This is a genomic window from Sporosarcina jiandibaonis (genome assembly GCF_013184495.1).
Classification (GTDB): domain Bacteria; phylum Bacillota; class Bacilli; order Bacillales_A; family Planococcaceae; genus Sporosarcina; species Sporosarcina jiandibaonis.
On the sequence record NZ_JAAOIY010000004.1, the window covers coordinates 244,735 to 265,268 of the forward strand.

Here is a 20,534-nt window from a genome sequence, read left to right on the forward strand (position 1 = left end):
TAGACCACCAAATCATTTATAGATTTGGTGGTCTCTCTTTCTTGAATATACAGGAGGGAAGGAAAATCATATTTCATCTTGGTTTGCACGATCTAATAGATTTTATTTTATGAATAATAATGTTTACTTGAACAGAATTTACGGCTGTATAAGTAAATCGAGAGATTCTGACTTCAAAAATAGTTAAACAGATTATTATATATTGACTTATACTAATTCAATGGTTTTGAATGACCAAATATTAACTTTTTCTCTATTTTCCAAAAGGCACCTTTCAAAACTTTTCCAAACTTGATCTTGACTAGTTCTACGAAATCTCTCGATATCCTTGAATTCTTGAATGTTACGGATAAGAAATTCTTCTACGAAAAGATTGGGTTGGTCGGTTCCTTCGTATACTTGGTATTTAAGTACATCCCATTTCTTCTCATGAAGAATCTTTATTTGAGGAAGCAAAGACAAAAAGAGTTTGCGCTCAGGCGATTTAATATTATATTCTATGAAAACTTTGAGCAATTTTTATACCTCCTTTACAAATCTGCGCCTATGAATTCCATCGTCGTCCCACCTTGTTGTCAACGTATTATCGATATTAAATTGGTCCAATGTCCTGGCTACAATATGATTCACCATATCATCAAGTGTAACGGGATGGTTATAGAAAGCGGGCACCGGAGGCAAAATTACAGCTCCCATTCTTGAAAGCGCGAGCATATTTTCCAAATGAATATCGTTTAGAGGTGTCTCTCTTGGTAATAAAACAAGCTTTCGCCTTTCTTTTAAAATTACGTCGGCGGCTCTTCCTACAAGTCCATCAGACATGCCCATCCGTATAGATGCAAGTGATTTCATGCTACATGGAGCAATTACCATCCCATCAACCTGAAAAGATCCACTTGAAATTGATGCTGCTTGGTTCATAGATCCGTGAACGACTGAAGCTAGATCCTCAACATCTTTTACTGTGTAATCGGTTTCTAGTGGTATAGTAACCTTTGCCCATTTAGATAGTATTAGGTGGGTTTCTACATTAAAATCACGGAGCACTTCAAGTAAACGAATTCCAAAGATTGCTCCAGTGGCACCAGTTATTCCGACAATTATTCTCATTTTTCCTCATTCCCTTATAACATAATAGGTTTCTGAAATTTTAAACTATAATTCTCAATATAGTCTTCTTTTATTTTTTAGTCAATTATATTTTAAAAAGTTAATCGAATAATATTTCTAAAATGAAATAGAAACAGATGTGGAAGTAATTTAATTATTAACTTTAACTAAATAATGAAATAGAGAAAATACAGTTATCACTCTTAGAAAAAACTAAAAATTAAATGTCTATGTCAATGAATCTCTATGTGAAATAGAAGCATAAAAAGATGTGTAAATTTAAAATTTAGAATTGACAAACTAATCAGTGTGGTGTAAGTTATAAATATAAATTCTCACTTCTTGAACATAGTGTCCCGGTTTGTGGGAAAATGTGTAGTGTTGATTTTAATGGATTGTAGTACCAATTTTTTTATTTTTTTGACTGTGTGGAAGTTTATTGATAGATAATGACCTACTAATATAATTTCCATGTTTTAATTATTTAGTAATTAATCTTCACGGTAGAGAAAGCGCTTTCGGGAGTTGTCACAAAATAAAGGTTAGAGTCATTAATAAAATAGAAAATATGTTGGAAGAACTGGATTTAATTTTTGAAAAAGCGAATACAAATTGGGTTTTTCACTAAATTAAGGCTAATAATAATATGTTTTTAATTACAATATTTTCAGATAACAAACCGTGATTATTTTCTTTTGAACAAAACCTGACTTAACTTTTACTTAAAGGGGAGAAAACAATGATTAAATTTGAAGGGGTACGTAAGGTTTATAACGACTTTACTGCTGTAAAAGATTTTAGTTTTCAAATTGGGAAAGGGGAACTAGTTGCACTAATAGGACCAAGTGGTTGTGGAAAGACAACTGGCTTAAGGATGATAAATAGATTAATTGAACCTACTTCGGGAAAAATATTAATAGATGGTGAAGATATTGCACGAAAAGATCCAGTAGAGTTGAGAAGAGAGATTGGTTATGTGATTCAACAAATTGGATTATTACCCCATATTACTATCGGGAAGAATATAGGACTTGTACCCAAGTTGAAAGGTTGGAAAGAAAAAGAATATATCAACAGGGTCGATGAGTTACTGGACATGGTTGGTTTAGATCCCAACCAGTATAGAGACCGATACCCATCGGAATTGAGCGGGGGGCAGCAACAAAGGGTCGGTGTAATACGTGCACTTGCCGCAGAACCGCCAATAATTTTAATGGACGAGCCATTTAGCGCATTAGATCCTATTAGTAGAGAGCAATTACAAGATGAACTTGTGCGATTGCAGAAAGAAATTAATAAAACAATTGTTTTTGTTACACATGATATGGATGAAGCTTTAAAGATAGCGGATAAAGTTGCTGTTATACAAAATGGATGTATTGTCCAATTTGATTCACCTGAAAACATTATAAAACATCCTGCAAATAGTTTTGTAGAAGATTTTATTGGTGAAAAACGATTGAAAATGCATAATGAAATTGGAAAACCTGAGAAAAAACTTACAGCATCCGATGTAATGGATTCACATGCTGTTGGTGAATTTTCTGAGTACAGCGTTACTGAAGGATTAGCGCTTATTGATGAAATTAATACGGATTGTTTAGCCATCATAGGTTTTGATAAAGAGTTACTTGGCATAGTTACGAGAAAGAGTTTAGAGAATAATAAAATGGATGGGGGAAAAAAGTTAAAAGAATTGATTGATGAGGATGTCATTACAATCAATTGCGTTGAGGGATGCGAGAGTGTAATAAGTAAATTGATTTACTCCAATATTGAAGAGTTCTTAGTAATCAAAAATCATGAGGTTGTTGGAGTTATCACAAAGAAAAGTATTTTAAAATACTTTGCAAAACAATAAGAAATATAGGTGAGGGGAGGAATTAAAGTGCATGCATTTTGGGAAGTTATCACAAAAAGATCAGATTTGCTTATCACTGGGTTATTACAACATATATTTATGACAGTGGTCACTATGTCTATTGTGCTTATTATCGCAGTACCCTTAGGTATTTATCTAACGAAAAATGCTAAGTTGGCAGATTCAATAATAGGTATTACTGGTGTTTTTCAAACGATTCCTAGCATAGCTTTATTTGGTTTTTTACTACCTGTGGTGGGAATTGGTCTTAGACCAACAATTATTGCACTAGTTATGTTTGGATTATTACCGGTTCTTCGAAATGTTTACACGGGTATCAATGAGGTTGACGAACATCTAGTTAGTGCGGGTAAAGGAATGGGGATGACCGACCGACAAATTTTAACGATGATTGAGTTACCACTTGCTTTACCGGTTATTATGGCAGGCATTAGGACGGCAACAGTAATGACAATCGGGGTAGCAACGATTGCCGCATTTATAGGGGCTGGTGGTTTGGGGGAGATTATATTTAGGGGAGTTTCATTAATGCGCAATGAATTAATATTAGCCGGAGCAATACCCGCTGCCGCATTTGCGCTTATTGCAGACTTCAGTTTGAAAAGAATTGAGATTTGGGTTTCACCAAATAATAAAAAGAGGAAAACTCCAATACTTCAAAAGAAATTAGAAGTTATAAGGAGAGAAGTCGCAATAAAAAAATAAAGGGGATGAAGGTTATGAGAAAAATTGGAGTCTTAATATTAGTATCTGTGATTTTGCTAATCGCAGCTTGTTCAAACGATTCCGGGGGTGAAGGGAATGAAAAAACTAAAATTGCAATTGGGGGAAAAAACTTTACGGAACAAATTTTATTAGTTCATTTATTGGGCACGTTATTAGAGCACCATACAGATCATGATATTGTTCTAAGGGATGGATTGGGAACTTCTAACGTTTTAACTCAAGCACTAAAAGATAATGATATACAACTTTTTGTTGATTATTCTGGGACAGGTTTAATTAACATCTTAGGTTTAGAACTTCAAGAAGATGATACACCCGAATCTGTTTATGAGAAAGCAAAGAATGGTTATGAAGAGGAGTATGGTTTTACTTGGTTAGATACCTTGGGTTTTAGTAATACCTGGACATTAATTTTAAGAGAAGAAAAGGCGAAAGAATTAAATGTTAAAACTTTTTCAGATCTCGTCCCGCACATACCTGACTTAATTGTTGGTTCTGATGCACAGTTTTTTGAAAGGGCAGATGGCTATGTGGGAATGGCTGAAAAGTATGGAATGGGGCAATTTAAAGATCATAAAGAAATGGATATTGGTTTAGCATTCAAAGCTATTGATGAGGGGAAAATTGATGTATTAGTAGGTTATGCTACAGATGGCCGCATTCCAGCGCTAAACTTGGTGACGTTGGAAGACGATAAAGGTTATTTCCCACCTTATTATGCGGCACCAATTTTAAGGATGGATTTCCTTGAAAAGTATCCCGAAGTGGGCGAAGTCTTAAATATGTTGTCCGGGGTAATAGATGAAAAGGAAATGTCAGCAATGAATTCTAAAATGGATAATGATCAAATGGATGAACGTGAAATCGTTGAAGAATTTTTATTGGAAAAAGGGTTAATAAAAAAGTAAGTTGTTGATGGATTTCTTTATCCGATACATTTAGGGGGGAATTTAAATGAATATTATTGATTTATCATTAACGATCGACGAAGAAACTAAATTTGCAGGGTTTCCTAGAAGTCTAGTTTACGGGGAACCCGAATCATCTACTAAAATAGTAGAAGTTGCTTCATTAACAAAAAACAAAGTGCAGTCCCACAACTTTACAATGTGCACTCAACATTTTACGCATTATGATGCACCGGCTCATTTTTTGGAAGACGGACTAAAAAACGATGAGGTTCCAATTGATTCCTTTGTCGGGAAGGCAGTTATGTTCGATATGCTTCATAAGGAACCGGGAAGCTATGTCACTGCGGAAGATTTAATCAAGACAGGGATTGTTCCCAACGAAGGTGAAATTGCTGTTATTCGAACCGGTTGGACAGATGAAGCATGGGGAACATATCGATTTTGGGATGAAATGATTGGTTTGTCAACTTGTGCTGCAGAATGGCTAATGAAGCATAATGTAAAATCGGTTGCAGGAGACTTTATGCTTTGTGATTCCCCCCTGCATCCACCTGAAGATAGAAAATGGGAAACTGATAATTGGAGTCCAAATCATTTTATGTTTTTGGGAAAGAATGTAGTGATGCTCGAATGGTTAACGAATTTAAAGGCTATAAGTGAAGAAAGATTTTTATTTGGATGTGTTCCAATCAAGCTAAAAGGAACTGATGGTGCACCTTGTCGTGCATTTGCAATCGAAGGATTATTATAATATAAGCTTAGATTTTTTGGGGGCCCTTACCTAACTCCTCATCTCAAAGCTTTCATGATTATGTAATGGTTCTAGGTACTAAAAAAATTCATATGTGAGGGATGGGGAGTAATTATGTCATCGGAATCCAATAGAACTCTTGAAAAAGGATTAGATATGTTATTCCAGTTTACTGAAAAAAAGCCTGTTTTATCAGTAAAGGAAATTATGGAATTACTTGATTTATCTAGGAGTACTGTTTACCGGTTATTAGAGACTTTAAAGAATAAAGAGTTGATTCAAGACTGCGGTTCTGGGCAGTATAGTTTGGGGTTAAATGTCTTTCAACTTTCAAAGATCGCAAAAACAGGCATGAATTTAATTAATATGGCTACACCAATAATGGAAGAGCTTTCACAAGAGACCGGTGAAACAGCAATCCTATCAGGCTTAGTTAATAATCAAGCAATTTGTATAGACAGAATTGAGAGTAGTCAAACTATAAAGTTAGCTTTTGAAAGAGGTAGGATGCACCCATTACATGCGGGTGCATCAGCCAAAGTATTATTAGCCTTTATGGAAATAGAAAGGCAAGATAGAACTTTGGAAGAGTTAAAAAGAGAGAACTTGATTGACGATATTAATATGTTTAAAGAATCGTTAAAAAAAGTGAAAGATCAGGGGTATGTAGTTAGTAGTGATGAGATGGACTTGGGTGCATGGGCAGTAGCTGCTCCGATTTTCGGCGCAAATGGTGATATTATTGCCGGTTTGTCTGTAGCAGGCCCTGACTTCAGAATAAATTCAAACCAAAAAGAAAAGATTACTAACCTTTTACTTGCTAAAGTAAAAAGGTTAAATGAAAAACTAAAGCTAGCTGAAATTAATTATATTTAAAAGAAGGGGGAGGTACTGATGATTGCCACTGGGCAAGATATGAGATCTGCTCTTAAAATATTATCGGAAAACCAGAGAATCACAACTGTTAAAGGTGAGGTCGATACAAACTTTGAGTTGGCAGCTGTTTTAGCGCAAACTAGGGACAGAAAAGCGGTTGTCTTCGAGAATGTCAAAGGTTATTCAATACCGGTGATTGGGGATTTGGTTGACCGTGAAAACTTTGCACTAACTTGTGGAATTGAAAATACTTTGGCGGCATCACTAAAATTTATCAATAATGGAATTGAAAATCCTATACCTTCTATCTTAGTGAATGATGCTCCATGCCGTGAAGTAGTAATTATTGATGACGTCGATATTATGAAGCATATTCCAGTCACCACTTTTTTTGAAAAAGAAGCGGGATATTATATTAGTGCTGGCCTTATTGTAGCAAAAGATCCAGAAACTAAAAAAAGAAATGTTTCTATGAACCGATTGTTAGTGTTAGGTCCAGACAAATTAATGATTGGGATGTCACCAAGTCACCATCTGCACATCTTATTAGAAAAAGCAAAAAAACTAAATAAGCCTTTAGAAGTATCAATTTCCCTAGGTAATCACCCAGCGACTTTAGTAGCTGCGAATGCTTATGTTGATTTAGGGTTTGATGAATTTGATATTGCCGGCGGCATGTTTAACAAACCGTTAGGACTGTCCCCAGGTATAACTATTGATGTTGAAGTTCCTTCTGGTTCGGAAATCGTAATTGAGGCTGAATTTATACCGGGTGAGCTCTACGAAGAAGGTTTAGTTTCGGAGTTTCATGGGATGTACGTGAATTACGGTAAAAGTCCTGTGTTAAGGGTGAAAGCGATTACTCACCGGAAGAATCCGATGTATCAAGTAATTTTACCAGGTAGATATCATGAACATTTTATTATTGGGGCAATGGCAATTGAAACAACAACTTTTAGACATATAAGAGCGGCAGTTCCAAGAGTGAAAGAGGTTTATATTACAGAGGGGGGAATGGGTAGATCACATTGTGTTGTAAGTCTTTCGAATCCCCGTGTCGGTGAAGGTCAAAAAGCAGCATTTGCAGCGTTTGCCCACTCTAATTTAACAAAACAAGTTACGGTCGTAGATGATGATATTAGGATTGATGATGCAGTAGATGTGGAATGGGCTATCGCAGCTCGAATGAAAGCTCATCGGGATATTTTTATTGTCCCTGGAGTTAGAACAGATCGTGCTGATGCAGTTGTCGAAAACGGCACTGTTTCAAAGATTGGAATTATTGCTCTTCGCGAAGAAACAGCACTGCCAAAGGCGGAAATTCCAAAGGAGATTATGGAAAAAGTTAAAAAAGAATGGAGTACATACAAGGTAGGGGAGGGATCTGAATGCTAACAAGTCACTACCGGGGAAAATTGGAAGTTGTTGAGTTAACAGGTAGTGACCTTACGATAGAAGAAATTATAAATGTTTCTTTAAATAAAACAAAAGTAATGTTGGCGCCCGGAATAATGAATCGAATCCATCATGAGCGGAATGTATTGGTAAATATCACGAAAAACGGTCCACCGATTTATGGCGTAACTCGGGGTGTAGGAGCAAATAAAAATGTTGAAATACCAGATGCACTTATATCTGAATACCAATATCGCATTCTACTAAGTCATTGTGTAGGTGTAGGCCCATTTTATTCTGAAGATATTGTTAGGGCAATTATGATTGCTAGGGCAAATGCATTGGCTAAAGGGGGTACTGGTGTACAGCCTGAGATTCTTGATATGTATATAAACATGCTTAATCATCGGATTCATCCACTAACGCCTTCTAAGGGATCTATTGGAGCTGGTGATCTAGGTCCAATGGCGAATATGGGATTGGCTCTTATTGGTGAAGGAGAAGTTATTTACCAAGGAAAAACAATGACATCAATTAAGGCTATGGAACAAGCAGGATTGAAACCGATTAAATTGGGACCAAAAGATGGTCTAATTCTTTGCAGCAATAATGGCGTATCAATTGGTCATGCTGCTCTATTAGTTTACCGTTATGCTTCGATGTTGGACCACGCAAACATTTCCTATGCCTTATCATTAGAGGCTTTTCGCGGGAATGTCACATCATTACATTCAATACCTAATGTCTATCGTCCTCATAAAGGGCAATTGGATTGCACTAAAGATATAGTCAATTATTTAGAGAATAGTTTTTTATGGGATGAGAATATTCAAAGAGGTGTTCAAGATCCAATAAGTTATCGCAGTGCTATTCAAGTACATGGAGCATGTAGAGATATTTTTGATTTTACATTAAATGGTATGAATATAGAAATTAATAGCGTAGGCGATAATCCATTATTGTCACCGGAAGAAACCTCACTAATATCACATGGCAATTATCATATACAAACTATTGCAATGCGTTTTGATTTTCTTGGAATACAATCGTCCTCTTTGGCTAATATGATTCAACACCGTATCCAAAAATTAATGTCACCGGGGTTCAGTGATCTTCCAAAGTTTTTAACATCTGACCCCGGATTGAGTAACGGCTTTTCAACCTTACAGAAAACATATACATATTTAGCAGCTGAAATTCGACATTTAGCGAATCCGGGAAGTTTAGATGCACTTCCTGTAGCTAATGGGGTGGAAGATCATGCTAGTATGGCGACTTTCGTTATTCAAAAAACTGAAAAGATTATAGAAAATTTGGAAATGATGATAGGTATTGAATTAATGGTGGCAGCGCAAGCTATCGATTTATTAGGTACGCCTAAGTTAGGTAAGGGAACAAATATTGCATACGCATCTCTTAGGGGGATAATACCAATGTTAGATAAAGATCGTGTGCTAAGTCAAGATATTGAGAAAGCACATTCCTTAATCAGAAGTGGTGCTATGCTAAATGAAATAAATACGAGAGAAAAAGTAACATCAATTATAGAGTAATAATTTACTGTGGGAGTGATGATGATGAGAATCAAAGATAAGGTCGCAATTATTACTGGTGGAACAAATGGGATTGGAAAGGCAACAGTTGAATTATTCATAAAAGAGGGGGCACAGGTTGTTGTTGCAGATTTGGACGACAATGGTGCGGATTTAGCAAAAAGTTTATCTACAAATGGGTCCGAATGCTTATTTATTCGTACAGATGTCACGAAAGAAACTGACGTTAGAAATCTTGTGGAAGAAACCGTTAATAAGTTTGGAAAACTAGATATCATGTTCGCTAATGCGGGAATTGGGGAGTCCGCGATGGCTCATGAGATGACTATGAGTGATTGGCAAAGGGTTATTGAAGTGAATCTATCTTCCGTATTTTTAACAAATAAGATTGCTATTGAGGCGATGCTTGAGTCCGGAGGTGGTTCAATTATCAACAATTCATCTGTGCTAGGCCTAGTAGGACAACCTTCAGTTACAGCAAATGCTGCCGCTAAAGGGGGAGTTTCGAACTTAACCAGAACTCTAGGGGTTAACTATGCGAAAGAGGGGATTCGTGTAAACTCCATTTGCCCAGGATATACATTAACACCTCTCATTACATCAAAACCAAAAGAATTTATTGATGGTCTTATTGCAAATCATCCAATTGGTAGATTAGCAGAACCAGAGGAAATTGCAAATGTTGTGCTATTTTTGGCTAGTGACGATTCTTCATATATTGCGGGTTCAAACATTCTAGTTGATGGTGGTTATACAGCACAATAATTATTAAAATTAGGAGGAATTTTAGTGAGAGTAATCGACTTGAGCTTAACAATAGATCCGGAAACTAAATATCCAGGCTTTCCAAGAAGTATTGTTTACGGTAAGGCAGAATCATCGAATGCTATAAAGAAAGTTGCATCAGTAGAAGAAAATACAGCTTCATCGCATGAGGTAGAATTGTGTACACAACATTTTACTCACTATGATGCTCCGTCTCATTATGTAGTCGGTGGGTTAAATAACGATGAAATACCATTAGATTGGTTAGTTGGAGAAGCAGTCGTTTTTGATATGATGCATAAAGAAGCTGGAGAAGTAGTAACAGCCGAAGACTTAGAAGCAACAGGTGTGCAAATGAAAAAAGGCGATATTGTAATTATCCGAACAGGTTGGGTAGATAAAATGTTTGGTACTTTAGAATTCTGGGAAAAAATGATTACTCTATCACCAGACGCTGGGGAGTGGCTAATGGAACGTGGGATAAAGTCATTGGCACAAGACTTTATGACATGTGATCATCCTTTATACCCGCCGGAGGGACGCGAGTGGGGGACCCCCGAAGGTAGTCCGAATCACCGGTTGTTTTTAGGGAATAATGTTTGCTTAATTGAGTGGTGTACTAATCTAGCTGAGATAAAGGAAGAAAGAGTCATTTTATGTTGTGCACCTATTAAGCTTAAAGGTACGGAGGGTGCTCCTTGTCGAGTCTTTGCGATAGAAGGGCTGCTAAATAATCAATAATCAATTCAAATAGCTATTACCCTAAAAGATTAAAAGGTAATAGCTATTATTTTAATAGCTTTTCCGTGAATCTCTACAAAGTGTAATAATTAAGCTCTTGGGAATAAAAAGGGGGGGGATTTAATTGGCAGATATAATAACAATTAAAGGGAATATAGTTTTACCGACAGGGGTGCTTTTTGATTCATATTTGACAATAGCTAACGGGAAAATTACTTCTGTATCTCAAGAGTTGGCAACTAACACAGAAATTATTGACGTAGCGGGGCAATTTATTTTACCAGGGGCCATCGATGCTCATGTCCACTGTTATAGTTCACGCATTGAAGGATTTTCTAATGCGACGAAGTCAGCTGCGGCCGGCGGTGTGACTACAATTATTGAAATGCCTTACGATGCTGATAAGTTAATATGCACTCAGGAACTTTTCGAAAATAAGAAGAAACTATTAGAAAAAGAAGCGGTCGTAGATGTAGCGATGCTTGCAACAATTGCAGCAAATGGGGGACTAGAGCAAATTCCATTATTGGCAGAGTCAGGTGCGTGTGGTATCAAGGTTTCCCTATTTAATACGGATCCAGTTCGTTTTCCTAAGATTGAGGAAGGTGAATTATATGAGGCTTTCCAAGAAATTGAAAAAACAGGAATGCCCGTAGGTGTACATGCGGAAACAGACTCAATTGTGAGAAAGTATATTGGAAAATATGCCGACTTGGGCAATAATAATCCTTCCGCTCATTGTAAAAGTAGACCGAAAGTAGCCGAATCAACTGCAGTATTAACTGTAATGGAGCTAGCACATTATACGAACGTAAAACTTCACCTCTACCATTGCACATTTCAGCGGATATTTGAACTGGTTGATTATTATAAACAACATGGCACGGATGTGACTGCCGAAACATGCACTCATTATTTAACGCTAAGCGAAGATGATATGGATAGGGTTAAAGCCAAAGGGAAAATTAATCCCCCTTTACGATTAGAAGCAGATAAAAGTGATTTATGGGAATTAATTTCGCAAGGTAGAATCGATATGATTACTTCAGATCATGCACCATGGGAAATTAATAGAAAGCAAGCGGACAATATTTTCGAAAATTCGTCAGGTGCACCAGGTGTTGAAGTCCTTTTACCTATACTATATAGCGAAGGTGTTGCGAAAGGTAAAATTTCGTTATTGCAACTCATAAAAGTATTAAGTGAGAATCCAGCCAATCGGTTTGGATTGGGGCATCGCAAAGGAAAAATCGAAATGGGGTACGATGCGGATTTTGTAATTTTGGACCCGAAGGAAAAATGGGTAATTGATGAGACAAACATGCAATCTACGGCAGGTTGGAGTCTGTATAATGGTATGGAAATCCACGGTAAAATAAAGCGTACATTTGTAAGAGGAAAGGAAGTTTATAACGGTAAGGTAGTTGAAAAAGTTGGACACGGGCAATTTATTAGAGCGATTCATGGAAGTGAAATAGAATAATGGAAAAGTATTTCTATTTAAATGATCAAGGAATTAAAAAAGACATTGAAACACTTTCGAAAATGATAGATGAAAAAGTTGATGGCTATACTAGAAGACCCTTTACAAAGTGGTATGAACAAAGCAGAAAATGGTTAGCAAATGAGATGGAAAAATGCGGGCTCGAAGTCCAAATTGATGCCTCATCAAATCTTATAGGTAAGATTGAAGGGAAAAATAAAGATTTACCACCCTTGATGATTGGGTCTCACACGGATACGGTAGCCGGAGGTGGTAGATTTGATGGGATTATTGGCGTCTTGGCAGGCTTAGAAATTGCTAGGCAATTAAAAGAGAAAAATATAATTTTAAATCATACATTGCTAATTGTGGATTTTACAGCCGAGGAACCTAGCGAGTTTGGCATCTCAACTCTTGGTAGTAGGGGAATGGTCGATAATTTGCCTGTTGAAATGTTAAAAAGAAAAGATCCGAATGGCTTAGAACTTTATGATGCAATAATAGGTGCTGGAGGCAGACCTGAAGAAATTTCTGAAACAGCATTGCGAAACGGTGATATATCCTTGTATTTAGAATTACATATTGAACAAGGACCAGTATTGGAACAAACAAGTAATGATTTAGGCATCGTTACTGGGATTGTAGGCATTCAACGCTACCGTATCGAGGTGAAAGGACAGCCAAATCATGCCGGAACAACACCGATGAATATGCGTTTTGATGCATTAACAGCGGCTTCTGAATTAATCCTCGCAATTGAAAAAATTGCAAATCTTTCATATGAGGAGCAAGTAGTCGGTACAGTAGGAAGATTGTTTAATGAACCGAATGGATCAAATGTTATCCCAGGTAAAGTTATTTTCGATGTAGAATTACGTTCACTAAGTATAAATGCAATGAAAAAAATGTTTGGACTAATAATGGAAAAAACTCGGGTGGTGGAAAATGATAGGAGAGTTTCATTTTCTATAGATAAACTATCTCACTCGGAGCCAATTCTTATTGAAAAAGAAATAATAAAAGGAATCGAGGGTGTCTGTAATAAAGTTGGTAAGACTATTCGATTACCAAGTGGTGCCGGGCACGATGCAAATCAAATTGCCAGAATTGCGCCGATAGGTATGATTTTTATCCCTAGTAAAGATGGTAAAAGTCATTGTCCTGAAGAATGGTCTGAATATAATCAAGTTGCAATAGGCGTCGTTGCACTTGGGAATGCACTTTTGTACTTTGACGAGAAATTTTTATGAAATAAAATACTTCGGCAAATGTATAGTTCAATTGGGTGCACGCCAAATAATTGGTGATTCATGAATCATTTGGTGTGCATCTAGGAGAGAACTTAAAGGAGCAAAAATCAATGGAAAACACTTCACAAAAATTAGAAGCTGAATACAAAAACAATCTAATTATTAGGCTCCTACCTGGACTTATCCTTTGCTTTATTGTGGTTTTTCTTGGTATTTATGGGGCAGATCAACTCGGATTTATAATTGTGAAACTTAACCTTTTACCAGCGGGAAGTGCAAGCCCTTTATCTGGTATATTTGTTGCTATCTTAATAGGAATTATTATTCGGAACACCATTGGATTACATAGCATATTCATCGAGGGGGTGGGGTTTTCCGTTAAGTATGCCTTGCGTGCGGGAATCATTTTACTTGGTTTACGCCTTAGCCTGACTGAAGCATTAAAACTAGGAGTTTGGGGGCTTCCGCTTATAATTTCCTGTATTTCATGTGGACTAGTTGTAACACTTTTTTTTACGAAAAAAATGAAGCAATCAAATCGCCTCGGAACATTAATAGCCTGTGGAACAGGAATTTGTGGTGTAACAGCTATTATGGCGACTGCGCCTGTTGTTAAGGCTGAGGAAAATGAAATATCTTATGCGGTTGCAAATATTACTATATTTGGATTAATTGGCATGCTTTTTTACCCATATTTAGCACATCTGTTTTTTTTGAATGACCCGATTAAAGCGGGATTGTTTCTAGGAACTGCTATCCATGATACTGCCCAAGTAACGGGGGCTGCGCTAATTTATAATCAAATGTATGATATAGAAAAAGTCGTAGATGTGGCAACAATTACAAAGTTAACAAGAAATCTATTTATCATAGCTGTTATTCCACTTGTTTCATACCTCTTTTTTAAAAGTGTGGATAAACAAGAATCTGGAGAGGAATACAAATTACCTAAATGGTATAAGTTAGTACCATTGTTCGTAATTGGATTTTTATTATTCGCGTTAACTAGAACAATTGGTGATTTGACCTTAGAGAAAACCGGATCAGCCTTTGGTATCTTTAATCCATCTACATGGGAACAATTTTATAACTTTTGGAGCTCTTTTGGATCGAAATACATGTTAGGGTTGGCAATGGCGGGGGTTGGGTTATCCACTAACTTCAAGATTTTCAAGGGACTTGGAATAAAACCTTTCTATATTGGGTTAATTGCTGCCTTTTCAGTTGGGACGGTTAGTCTAATAATAGTTTCATTATTCGGTCATTTAATAGTGATTTAACAGTGAACGCTTTGTCGATGTCTTCTAAATTTTTTATCCAAACTCAGAAATTGTTATTCTTGCAGTTCACATAAGTACCTTCCACAAAGGTAAAAAGGGGAGGCTGATTATATACAAGTGCGTCGATATCTCCCGAAGTGCGAGCTAGTGCAATGTAATTGTACAGGTCTTGCACTTTTTTAGTGCTTAAAATAGCAAATTGCAAATACGGTTAAGACAAAAATGGTATCGACATATGTCCATGCACAAGTATTGACTTAGATGTGTGGCAGAGTTGAAAAGGTTATAGAATCAAGTTCGGCGAACCCATGAAATACGTGAAGCGGGTGTTGATAGATTAAAAAGTAAAAATTGTTCTAACCGCGCAAGATTCTATTAGGTTTCTGAATTTTAGAAAGAAACCTCTCCGAAAATCCCCTGTATTTTTAGACTTAGGTGCGACAATTCTCTGTATATTCTAATGGAATATTCATGCTATCTAAATAATTTAACTACAAAAAAATAAATACTAGGCTATCTTAATCCTAACTTCCCGTTCGACTATGGAATAGACCTATCTAACTGTTATGAATTTATTTATTATTTGCCATTGACTAAAATTATTAAATTATGATAACATACTAAGTAATCGGTTACATCGTTGTGTATACAGGATTTAATCGATTGTTATGCATAATAAATGTAAGCGGTTACGGAGGTTTTCTAATGATAACAATGAGAGATGTGGCTAAAAAAGCTGGGGTCTCCGTTGCGACTGTTTCCCGAGTGTTAAATAACAAAAGTGTAAAATTGAAAACAGTTGAACATGTCGAAAAGGTTATGAAAGAGCTTAACTATCACCCTAATCAGATTGCACGTAGTTTGTCAAAGAAGAATACAAAAACAATAGCTCTAATCATTCCATCTATAAACAACCCATTTTTTCCTGAATTAGCAAGTGCGATAGAAAATATCGCTCATGCCTTTGGTTATAAAGTGTTTTTATTTAACACTGATAGTAGTAAAGAGAAGCTTACGAATTATATTGATTCCTTAGGAAGCAGTTTTGTGGATGGAGTTATAATGGATTCCCATATGCTAGAGGAAGAAGATTTAGATAAATTAACTCAAATGGAAATTCCCATTGTTAAAATTGATCGGTCGAATTTCAAAGATGAGTTTACGAGTATTTCCGTTAATAATAAATTAGGTGGTCAAGTTGCAACAAAGCATTTATTAGATGTAGGTTGTAAAAGAATTGGACATTTGAAAGGAACTGATGAAGAAATAACAGCCATCCATAGATTGTGGGGGTATCGATCTGTTTTAAAGGAATTTGATTGGTTTGATCAAAGTTGGATTGCTCCTGGTAATTATAGTGTTGAAGGCGGATATCTCGGTATGAAGGAGTTGTTAATTCGAAAGCCAGAGATTGATGGAGTATTTGCGGCAAATGATTTATCTGCTATTGGAGCAATGAAGGCAATCTATGAATGGAATCGAAAAGTTCCAGATGAAATTGCCATAGTAGGGTTTGACGGTATTAGTATGGCTCGTTATATGGTTCCCTCATTAACAACGATAGAACAACCAATTTCTAAAATGGGTGAATTAGCAATGAAAGAGTTGATTCAATTGATTGAAAACCCTGGTAAGAAAATAGAGAGTTTTGAATTGGATATTCGGCTCAGGTTACAAGAATCAACATTACGATAAATTGTTACTCGCTGTGAATGTTGTATTGAATTTATAAAAATTAAACATACATAAAGGGGGTGTTTAAAACTGAAAGGTACAAGTGAAAATTAGCAATTAGAATCGTGATATTGTGTGAATACATTTAAACGGGAGGTCAGAATATTGAAAATGAAAATCAAACAAAAAAGCATTTCATTTATAGGGTTATTGTTGGTGGTGTTGCTCTTGTTTACTGGTTGTTCCAACGGTGAGGGTACCGCAAACAAAGGTAAAGATGGGGATAAAACAAAAATTGCTTTTATTCCGATGTTGATTGGCATTCCATATTTTAGTGCTATGGAAGAAGGGGGGAAAAAGGCTGCAGAGGATTTAGGAGTTGAATTCATTTATTCTGGTCCAACAACTTCTAGTGCGCCGGAACAATCGAAAATTATGGATAGTTTAATTCGTCAAAAAGTTGATGCGGTTTCCGTGGCAGTTATTGATAGTTCATCAATTAACCCAATTATTAAAAAGGCAAAATCGGCTGGAATTAAAACATATACAGCGGATAGTGATAGTCCCGATAGTGAACGCGATCTTTTTGTGGCACAAGCACTTGATGAGGATCTCGGTTATACACTAATGGATCGCCTTGCTGCGCAAATAGATGAGAAAGGTAAAATAGGTATTGTTTCAGGAGAATCAACCGCAACAAATCTAAACTCGTGGATTGATTACATGGAAAAAAGAATTGATGAAAAATACCCAGACATTGAAATTGTAGATATACGATACACACCGGGCGGAAGTAGTGAAGCGGCCTTAACCCAATCTCAAGAATTAATGACAAAACACCAAGACTTAAAAGGAATTGTTGCAGTATCATCTTCAACGATCCCAGGTGTAGCTCAAGCAGTTCAACAAGCAGGCAAAGCAGGAGAAGTAGCTGTCATTGGATATGGTTCGCCGGCTACTGTAAAACCATTTATTGAAAGTGGCGTTATGAAAGAATCAATTTTATGGGATGCATATGAACTGGGGTATTTAACAGTTTGGGCTGGTAAGCAAATGGTTGATGGAAAAGAGTTTAGTGAAGAAAATGACGTTCCCGGCGTCAAAGACAAAGTTAAGTATTTAAAAGACGAGAAAATTCTACTATTGGGACCACCACTTATCATTGATAAAGATAATGTTGGAGACTTTGATTTTTAAACTAAACTAGTAACTTGTCTAACTCATAATGTGATGGAAGATTTGCAGAGTGAGTTAGACAAATAATAAAGAAGGTAACATTGGAGGTGCTTACATGACAGGTGAAGTACTATTTACGCTTAATGGGGTCAGTAAGTCATTTGGTGGAATAAAAGCATTACAAAACGTAAATATGAAAGTTAACAAAGGTGAAGTATTAAGTATAATCGGTGAAAATGGTGCTGGTAAGTCGACTTTGATGAAAATAATTGCGGGTGCCTTACAATCCGATACTGGAAAGATAGAATTCGAAGGTAATGAAGTGAAAATTAATAATACTCAAGATGCTATTGACATTGGTATTTCAATTGTTTATCAAGAACCCAATGTATTTGCGGAACTATCCGTATTGGAGAATTTATTTATCGGTGAAGAAGTTAAGACGAAATTCGGCAGCATTGATTGGCCAGAGATGTATAGACAAGCAGCCGAAGCACTGGAACTGGTTGATCTACCTACTTATACACTTAATGAGATGATGGGTGATTTATCAATTGGAAATCAACAATTAGTCTTAATTGCTCGAGGATTACATCGACAATCAAAACTACTTATATTAGACGAACCGACCTCAATATTGAGTCAAGCTGAGTCAGAGAAGTTATTCGCATTGATTGCTGAACTTAAAGAAAATGGAGTTAGTATTTTATATATTAGCCACCGTATTCCAGAAATTTTGCGAATTTCTGACCAAATGATTGTACTTAGAGATGGTAAGGTAACTGAAACGTTTTCGGCAAACGAAGCAACTGAGAATAGAATCATTACTGCAATGAGTGGAAGAGAGATTAACTCTGATATTTATAGACTTAGAGACTATTATGATGAAAAACCGATTATTAAAGTAAACAATTTAAGTAAATCCAAAATGTTTCACGACATTTCTTTTTCGATAAAACCTGGGGAAATTCTTGGTGTCTATGGGCTTGTTGGTTCAGGACGTTCGGAAGTTGCTAGAACGCTGTTCGGAGAATTGGCAATGGATAGCGGTAATATTGAATTCGAAGGGAAAAAACTAACTAAACATTCCACCAACAACGCAGTCCGAAAAGGGATTTACTACGTTCCAGAGGATCGTGGCACTCAAGGAAACTTTTCTTTACATTCTATAAAATACAATTTAAGTGCAGCATTTCTCCCGACAATGTCCAATAAATTTGGGGTTCTTAATCTGAATGATGAAAAAAAAATTATTCAAAAAAATGTTGAAAAGTATAGTATTAAAACAAAAAATATGGAAGATTTAATCATTAGTTTGAGTGGAGGAAATCAACAAAAGGTTCTTCTTTCTCGTTGGTTAATTAATACCCCTAGAGTATTAATTTTAGATGAACCAACACGTGGTATCGATATTGGAACTAAAACTGAAATTCATGAATTAATTCTTACTTTAGCGGAAAGTGGTGTGGCAGTTTTATTGATTTCCTCAGATTTACCAGAGGTTATGCGTTTATCAGATCGAATTATGACGTTTCATAAAGGAAGAATCACTGGTTTTACCAATCGTGAGAATATGACAGAAGATGGTGTACTTAGAAAGGCTTTGGGTTTAATTTCATAAAGTAGATAAATTAAACGGAGGTAAAATAATGAAACAAATAAATAAGGTGACAACTTGGATTGATGAAAATGAAACAGAAGTAATTGGTTTTCTTCAAGATATTATTAGAATCCCAAGTGTAAATCCATGGTTTGAAGATGAAAAATACCCAATGAAAGAGAAGGAAGTTCAACTATTTATTGAAGATTACTTGAAAAAAATGGGGTTTGAAACTGATTTGTGGGAACCTGTCGCGGATGAGTTGGCCCAATATGAAGGAAGGGCAGGTTACTATGCGGGTAGAGATTTTACGGATCGCCCAAATCTATATGGTGAATTAAAAGGGAATGGCTCCGGAAAATCAATCTTATTAGCTGGTCATATTGATGTTGTGAAGCCGGGTAGCGAGTGGACAGTTGATCCTTTTGGTGGGGAACTTATTGACGGAAAAATATATGGACGCGGTACAACAGATATGAAGGGCGGCGTAGCCGCAATGATAATGGCGGTAAAGGCGATATTAGCCAGTGGAGTCAAACTTTCGGGAACGATTAAAGTCGGAACACTAGCGGATGAAGAAGCAGGTGGAATGGGGACATTAGCATTTGTGGATAAAGGATATCGAGCGGATGCATGTATAATGACTGAGCCATCTTCACTATCGGTTATGCCGATGTGTCGTGGAATTTTATGGGGGAAATTAATAATTGAAGGTAGAAGTGGACATATCGAAATGCCACAAGGAGATTGGCGTACAGGAGGTGCGGTGGATGCAATTGAGAAAGCTAGACTTTACTTGGAACATTTCCGCCATTTAAATAAAGATTGGGAAGTTCGAAAAACGCATCCATTATTACCGATTCCTTGTCAATTGCATGTTGCTCAAATCAATGCTGGTGAATACCCAACAGCCTTTGCCAATCAGGCTGAAATAGTCTTTAATGCACAATATTTACCATCAGAAAGAGATGAATTATTGATGGGTGGAAACGTAAAGAAAGAAATCGAAGAACTCATTAATGCAGTTGCAAAAACAGACCCTTGGTTGAAAGAAAATCCGCCAGAAGTAGAATGGCTTATAGATGCAGACTGTGCTGAAATCAGTCCCGATCATGAATTTGTTCAAGTGTTTAGCAACACATTGGAGAGTATCGGTGAGCCAGTTACAGTAGAAGGCATGAGTTCCCATACTGATATGGGGTGGTTTATCAATGTAGGAATACCAACAGTTAATTTTGGACCCGGAGAACCACGAATTGCCCACCAAAGTGATGAATATGTGACAAGTGATGAATTAATACGATCAACAAAAGCGATTGCTGCCACAATATTGAATTGGTGCGGAACTGAAAAGGAGTGAG

Annotated in this window: 18 protein-coding genes; 16 read left to right on the forward strand and 2 right to left on the reverse strand. The window is 36.4% G+C overall.

The features are described from left to right. Positions 1 to 207: 207 nt before the first annotated feature. Together G8782_RS12470 and G8782_RS12475 are read right to left on the reverse strand one after the other, a co-directional pair. Positions 208 to 516, reverse strand: a complete 309-nt coding sequence (locus tag G8782_RS12470; protein WP_172371641.1) for a hypothetical protein — start codon at positions 514 to 516, stop codon at positions 208 to 210. A gap of 3 nt (positions 517 to 519) precedes the next feature. Beyond that, positions 520 to 1,110 (reverse strand): flavin prenyltransferase UbiX, encoded by a 591-nt coding sequence (locus tag G8782_RS12475; RefSeq protein WP_172371643.1) that lies wholly within the window; start codon positions 1,108 to 1,110, stop codon positions 520 to 522. Between the two features lie 739 nt (positions 1,111 to 1,849). On the opposite strand from G8782_RS12475, the gene G8782_RS12480 reads away from it, so the two are divergent. The 16 genes from G8782_RS12480 to G8782_RS12555 all read left to right on the forward strand — a co-directional run bounded on the left by G8782_RS12480 (position 1,850) and on the right by G8782_RS12555 (position 20,533). Next, complete coding sequence (locus tag G8782_RS12480) at positions 1,850 to 2,971, forward strand: betaine/proline/choline family ABC transporter ATP-binding protein (RefSeq protein ID WP_172371645.1); 1,122 nt, start codon at positions 1,850 to 1,852, stop codon at positions 2,969 to 2,971. 27 nt (positions 2,972 to 2,998) lie between these two features. Further along, positions 2,999 to 3,697: an ABC transporter permease gene (locus tag G8782_RS12485; protein ID WP_343035060.1), complete on the forward strand. Its 699-nt coding sequence runs from the start codon at positions 2,999 to 3,001 to the stop codon at positions 3,695 to 3,697. Positions 3,698 to 3,711: 14 nt separating this feature from the next. Beyond that, complete coding sequence (locus G8782_RS12490) at positions 3,712 to 4,626, forward strand: ABC transporter substrate-binding protein (protein ID WP_172371647.1); 915 nt, start codon at positions 3,712 to 3,714, stop codon at positions 4,624 to 4,626. Between the two features lie 46 nt (positions 4,627 to 4,672). After that, entirely contained in the window at positions 4,673 to 5,380 is a 708-nt protein-coding gene (locus G8782_RS12495; protein ID WP_172371649.1) for a cyclase family protein, read from the forward strand. A gap of 114 nt (positions 5,381 to 5,494) precedes the next feature. Then, a complete protein-coding gene (locus G8782_RS12500; RefSeq protein WP_172371651.1) occupies positions 5,495 to 6,256 on the forward strand; it encodes an IclR family transcriptional regulator in 762 nt (253 codons plus the stop codon). A gap of 18 nt (positions 6,257 to 6,274) precedes the next feature. Further along, complete coding sequence (locus G8782_RS12505) at positions 6,275 to 7,651, forward strand: UbiD family decarboxylase (protein ID WP_172371653.1); 1,377 nt, start codon at positions 6,275 to 6,277, stop codon at positions 7,649 to 7,651. Continuing rightward, entirely contained in the window at positions 7,645 to 9,204 is a 1,560-nt protein-coding gene (locus G8782_RS12510) for an HAL/PAL/TAL family ammonia-lyase (RefSeq protein WP_172371655.1), read from the forward strand. Before G8782_RS12505 ends, G8782_RS12510 begins: the two co-directional genes overlap by 7 nt. Positions 9,205 to 9,228: 24 nt before the next feature. Then, on the forward strand, positions 9,229 to 9,969 hold the full coding sequence (locus G8782_RS12515) for an SDR family NAD(P)-dependent oxidoreductase (protein ID WP_172371657.1): 741 nt from the start codon (positions 9,229 to 9,231) through the stop codon (positions 9,967 to 9,969). A 24-nt stretch (positions 9,970 to 9,993) separates the two neighbouring features. Further along, a complete protein-coding gene (locus G8782_RS12520) occupies positions 9,994 to 10,710 on the forward strand; it encodes a cyclase family protein (protein ID WP_172371659.1) in 717 nt (238 codons plus the stop codon). Positions 10,711 to 10,834: 124 nt separating this feature from the next. Beyond that, entirely contained in the window at positions 10,835 to 12,193 is a 1,359-nt protein-coding gene (locus tag G8782_RS12525) for a dihydroorotase (RefSeq protein ID WP_172371661.1), read from the forward strand. Then, positions 12,193 to 13,443 carry a Zn-dependent hydrolase gene (locus tag G8782_RS12530; RefSeq protein WP_172371663.1) on the forward strand — a complete coding sequence of 417 codons (1,251 nt, stop codon included), beginning with the start codon at positions 12,193 to 12,195 and terminating at the stop codon, positions 13,441 to 13,443. Before G8782_RS12525 ends, G8782_RS12530 begins: the two co-directional genes overlap by 1 nt. 110 nt (positions 13,444 to 13,553) lie before the next feature. Continuing rightward, positions 13,554 to 14,723 (forward strand): YeiH family protein, encoded by a 1,170-nt coding sequence (locus G8782_RS12535; protein WP_172371665.1) that lies wholly within the window; start codon positions 13,554 to 13,556, stop codon positions 14,721 to 14,723. A gap of 705 nt (positions 14,724 to 15,428) precedes the next feature. Beyond that, complete coding sequence (locus G8782_RS12540) at positions 15,429 to 16,418, forward strand: LacI family DNA-binding transcriptional regulator (protein ID WP_172371667.1); 990 nt, start codon at positions 15,429 to 15,431, stop codon at positions 16,416 to 16,418. 150 nt (positions 16,419 to 16,568) lie between these two features. Next, positions 16,569 to 17,594 carry an autoinducer 2 ABC transporter substrate-binding protein gene (locus G8782_RS12545; protein WP_172371794.1) on the forward strand — a complete coding sequence of 342 codons (1,026 nt, stop codon included), beginning with the start codon at positions 16,569 to 16,571 and terminating at the stop codon, positions 17,592 to 17,594. Between the two features lie 94 nt (positions 17,595 to 17,688). After that, positions 17,689 to 19,194, forward strand: a complete 1,506-nt coding sequence (locus G8782_RS12550; protein ID WP_172371669.1) for a sugar ABC transporter ATP-binding protein — start codon at positions 17,689 to 17,691, stop codon at positions 19,192 to 19,194. A gap of 28 nt (positions 19,195 to 19,222) precedes the next feature. After that, on the forward strand, positions 19,223 to 20,533 hold the full coding sequence (locus G8782_RS12555; protein WP_172371671.1) for an ArgE/DapE family deacylase: 1,311 nt from the start codon (positions 19,223 to 19,225) through the stop codon (positions 20,531 to 20,533). Position 20,534: the final 1 nt, after the last annotated feature.

What these genes read in the sequence shown, in the direction of transcription:
- G8782_RS12475 (WP_172371643.1), bottom strand. Translation starts at nt 1,110, where the DNA reads ATGAGAATAATTGTCGGAATAACTGGTGCCACTGGAGCAATCTTTGGA.
- G8782_RS12480 (WP_172371645.1), top strand. Translation starts at nt 1,850, where the DNA reads ATGATTAAATTTGAAGGGGTACGTAAGGTTTATAACGACTTTACTGCT.
- G8782_RS12490 (WP_172371647.1), top strand. Translation starts at nt 3,712, where the DNA reads ATGAGAAAAATTGGAGTCTTAATATTAGTATCTGTGATTTTGCTAATC.
- G8782_RS12495 (WP_172371649.1), top strand. Translation starts at nt 4,673, where the DNA reads ATGAATATTATTGATTTATCATTAACGATCGACGAAGAAACTAAATTT.
- G8782_RS12500 (WP_172371651.1), top strand. Translation starts at nt 5,495, where the DNA reads ATGTCATCGGAATCCAATAGAACTCTTGAAAAAGGATTAGATATGTTA.
- G8782_RS12505 (WP_172371653.1), top strand. Translation starts at nt 6,275, where the DNA reads ATGATTGCCACTGGGCAAGATATGAGATCTGCTCTTAAAATATTATCG.
- G8782_RS12510 (WP_172371655.1), top strand. Translation starts at nt 7,645, where the DNA reads ATGCTAACAAGTCACTACCGGGGAAAATTGGAAGTTGTTGAGTTAACA.
- G8782_RS12515 (WP_172371657.1), top strand. Translation starts at nt 9,229, where the DNA reads ATGAGAATCAAAGATAAGGTCGCAATTATTACTGGTGGAACAAATGGG.
- G8782_RS12530 (WP_172371663.1), top strand. Translation starts at nt 12,193, where the DNA reads ATGGAAAAGTATTTCTATTTAAATGATCAAGGAATTAAAAAAGACATT.
- G8782_RS12535 (WP_172371665.1), top strand. Translation starts at nt 13,554, where the DNA reads ATGGAAAACACTTCACAAAAATTAGAAGCTGAATACAAAAACAATCTA.
- G8782_RS12540 (WP_172371667.1), top strand. Translation starts at nt 15,429, where the DNA reads ATGATAACAATGAGAGATGTGGCTAAAAAAGCTGGGGTCTCCGTTGCG.
- G8782_RS12545 (WP_172371794.1), top strand. Translation starts at nt 16,569, where the DNA reads ATGAAAATCAAACAAAAAAGCATTTCATTTATAGGGTTATTGTTGGTG.
- G8782_RS12550 (WP_172371669.1), top strand. Translation starts at nt 17,689, where the DNA reads ATGACAGGTGAAGTACTATTTACGCTTAATGGGGTCAGTAAGTCATTT.
- G8782_RS12555 (WP_172371671.1), top strand. Translation starts at nt 19,223, where the DNA reads ATGAAACAAATAAATAAGGTGACAACTTGGATTGATGAAAATGAAACA.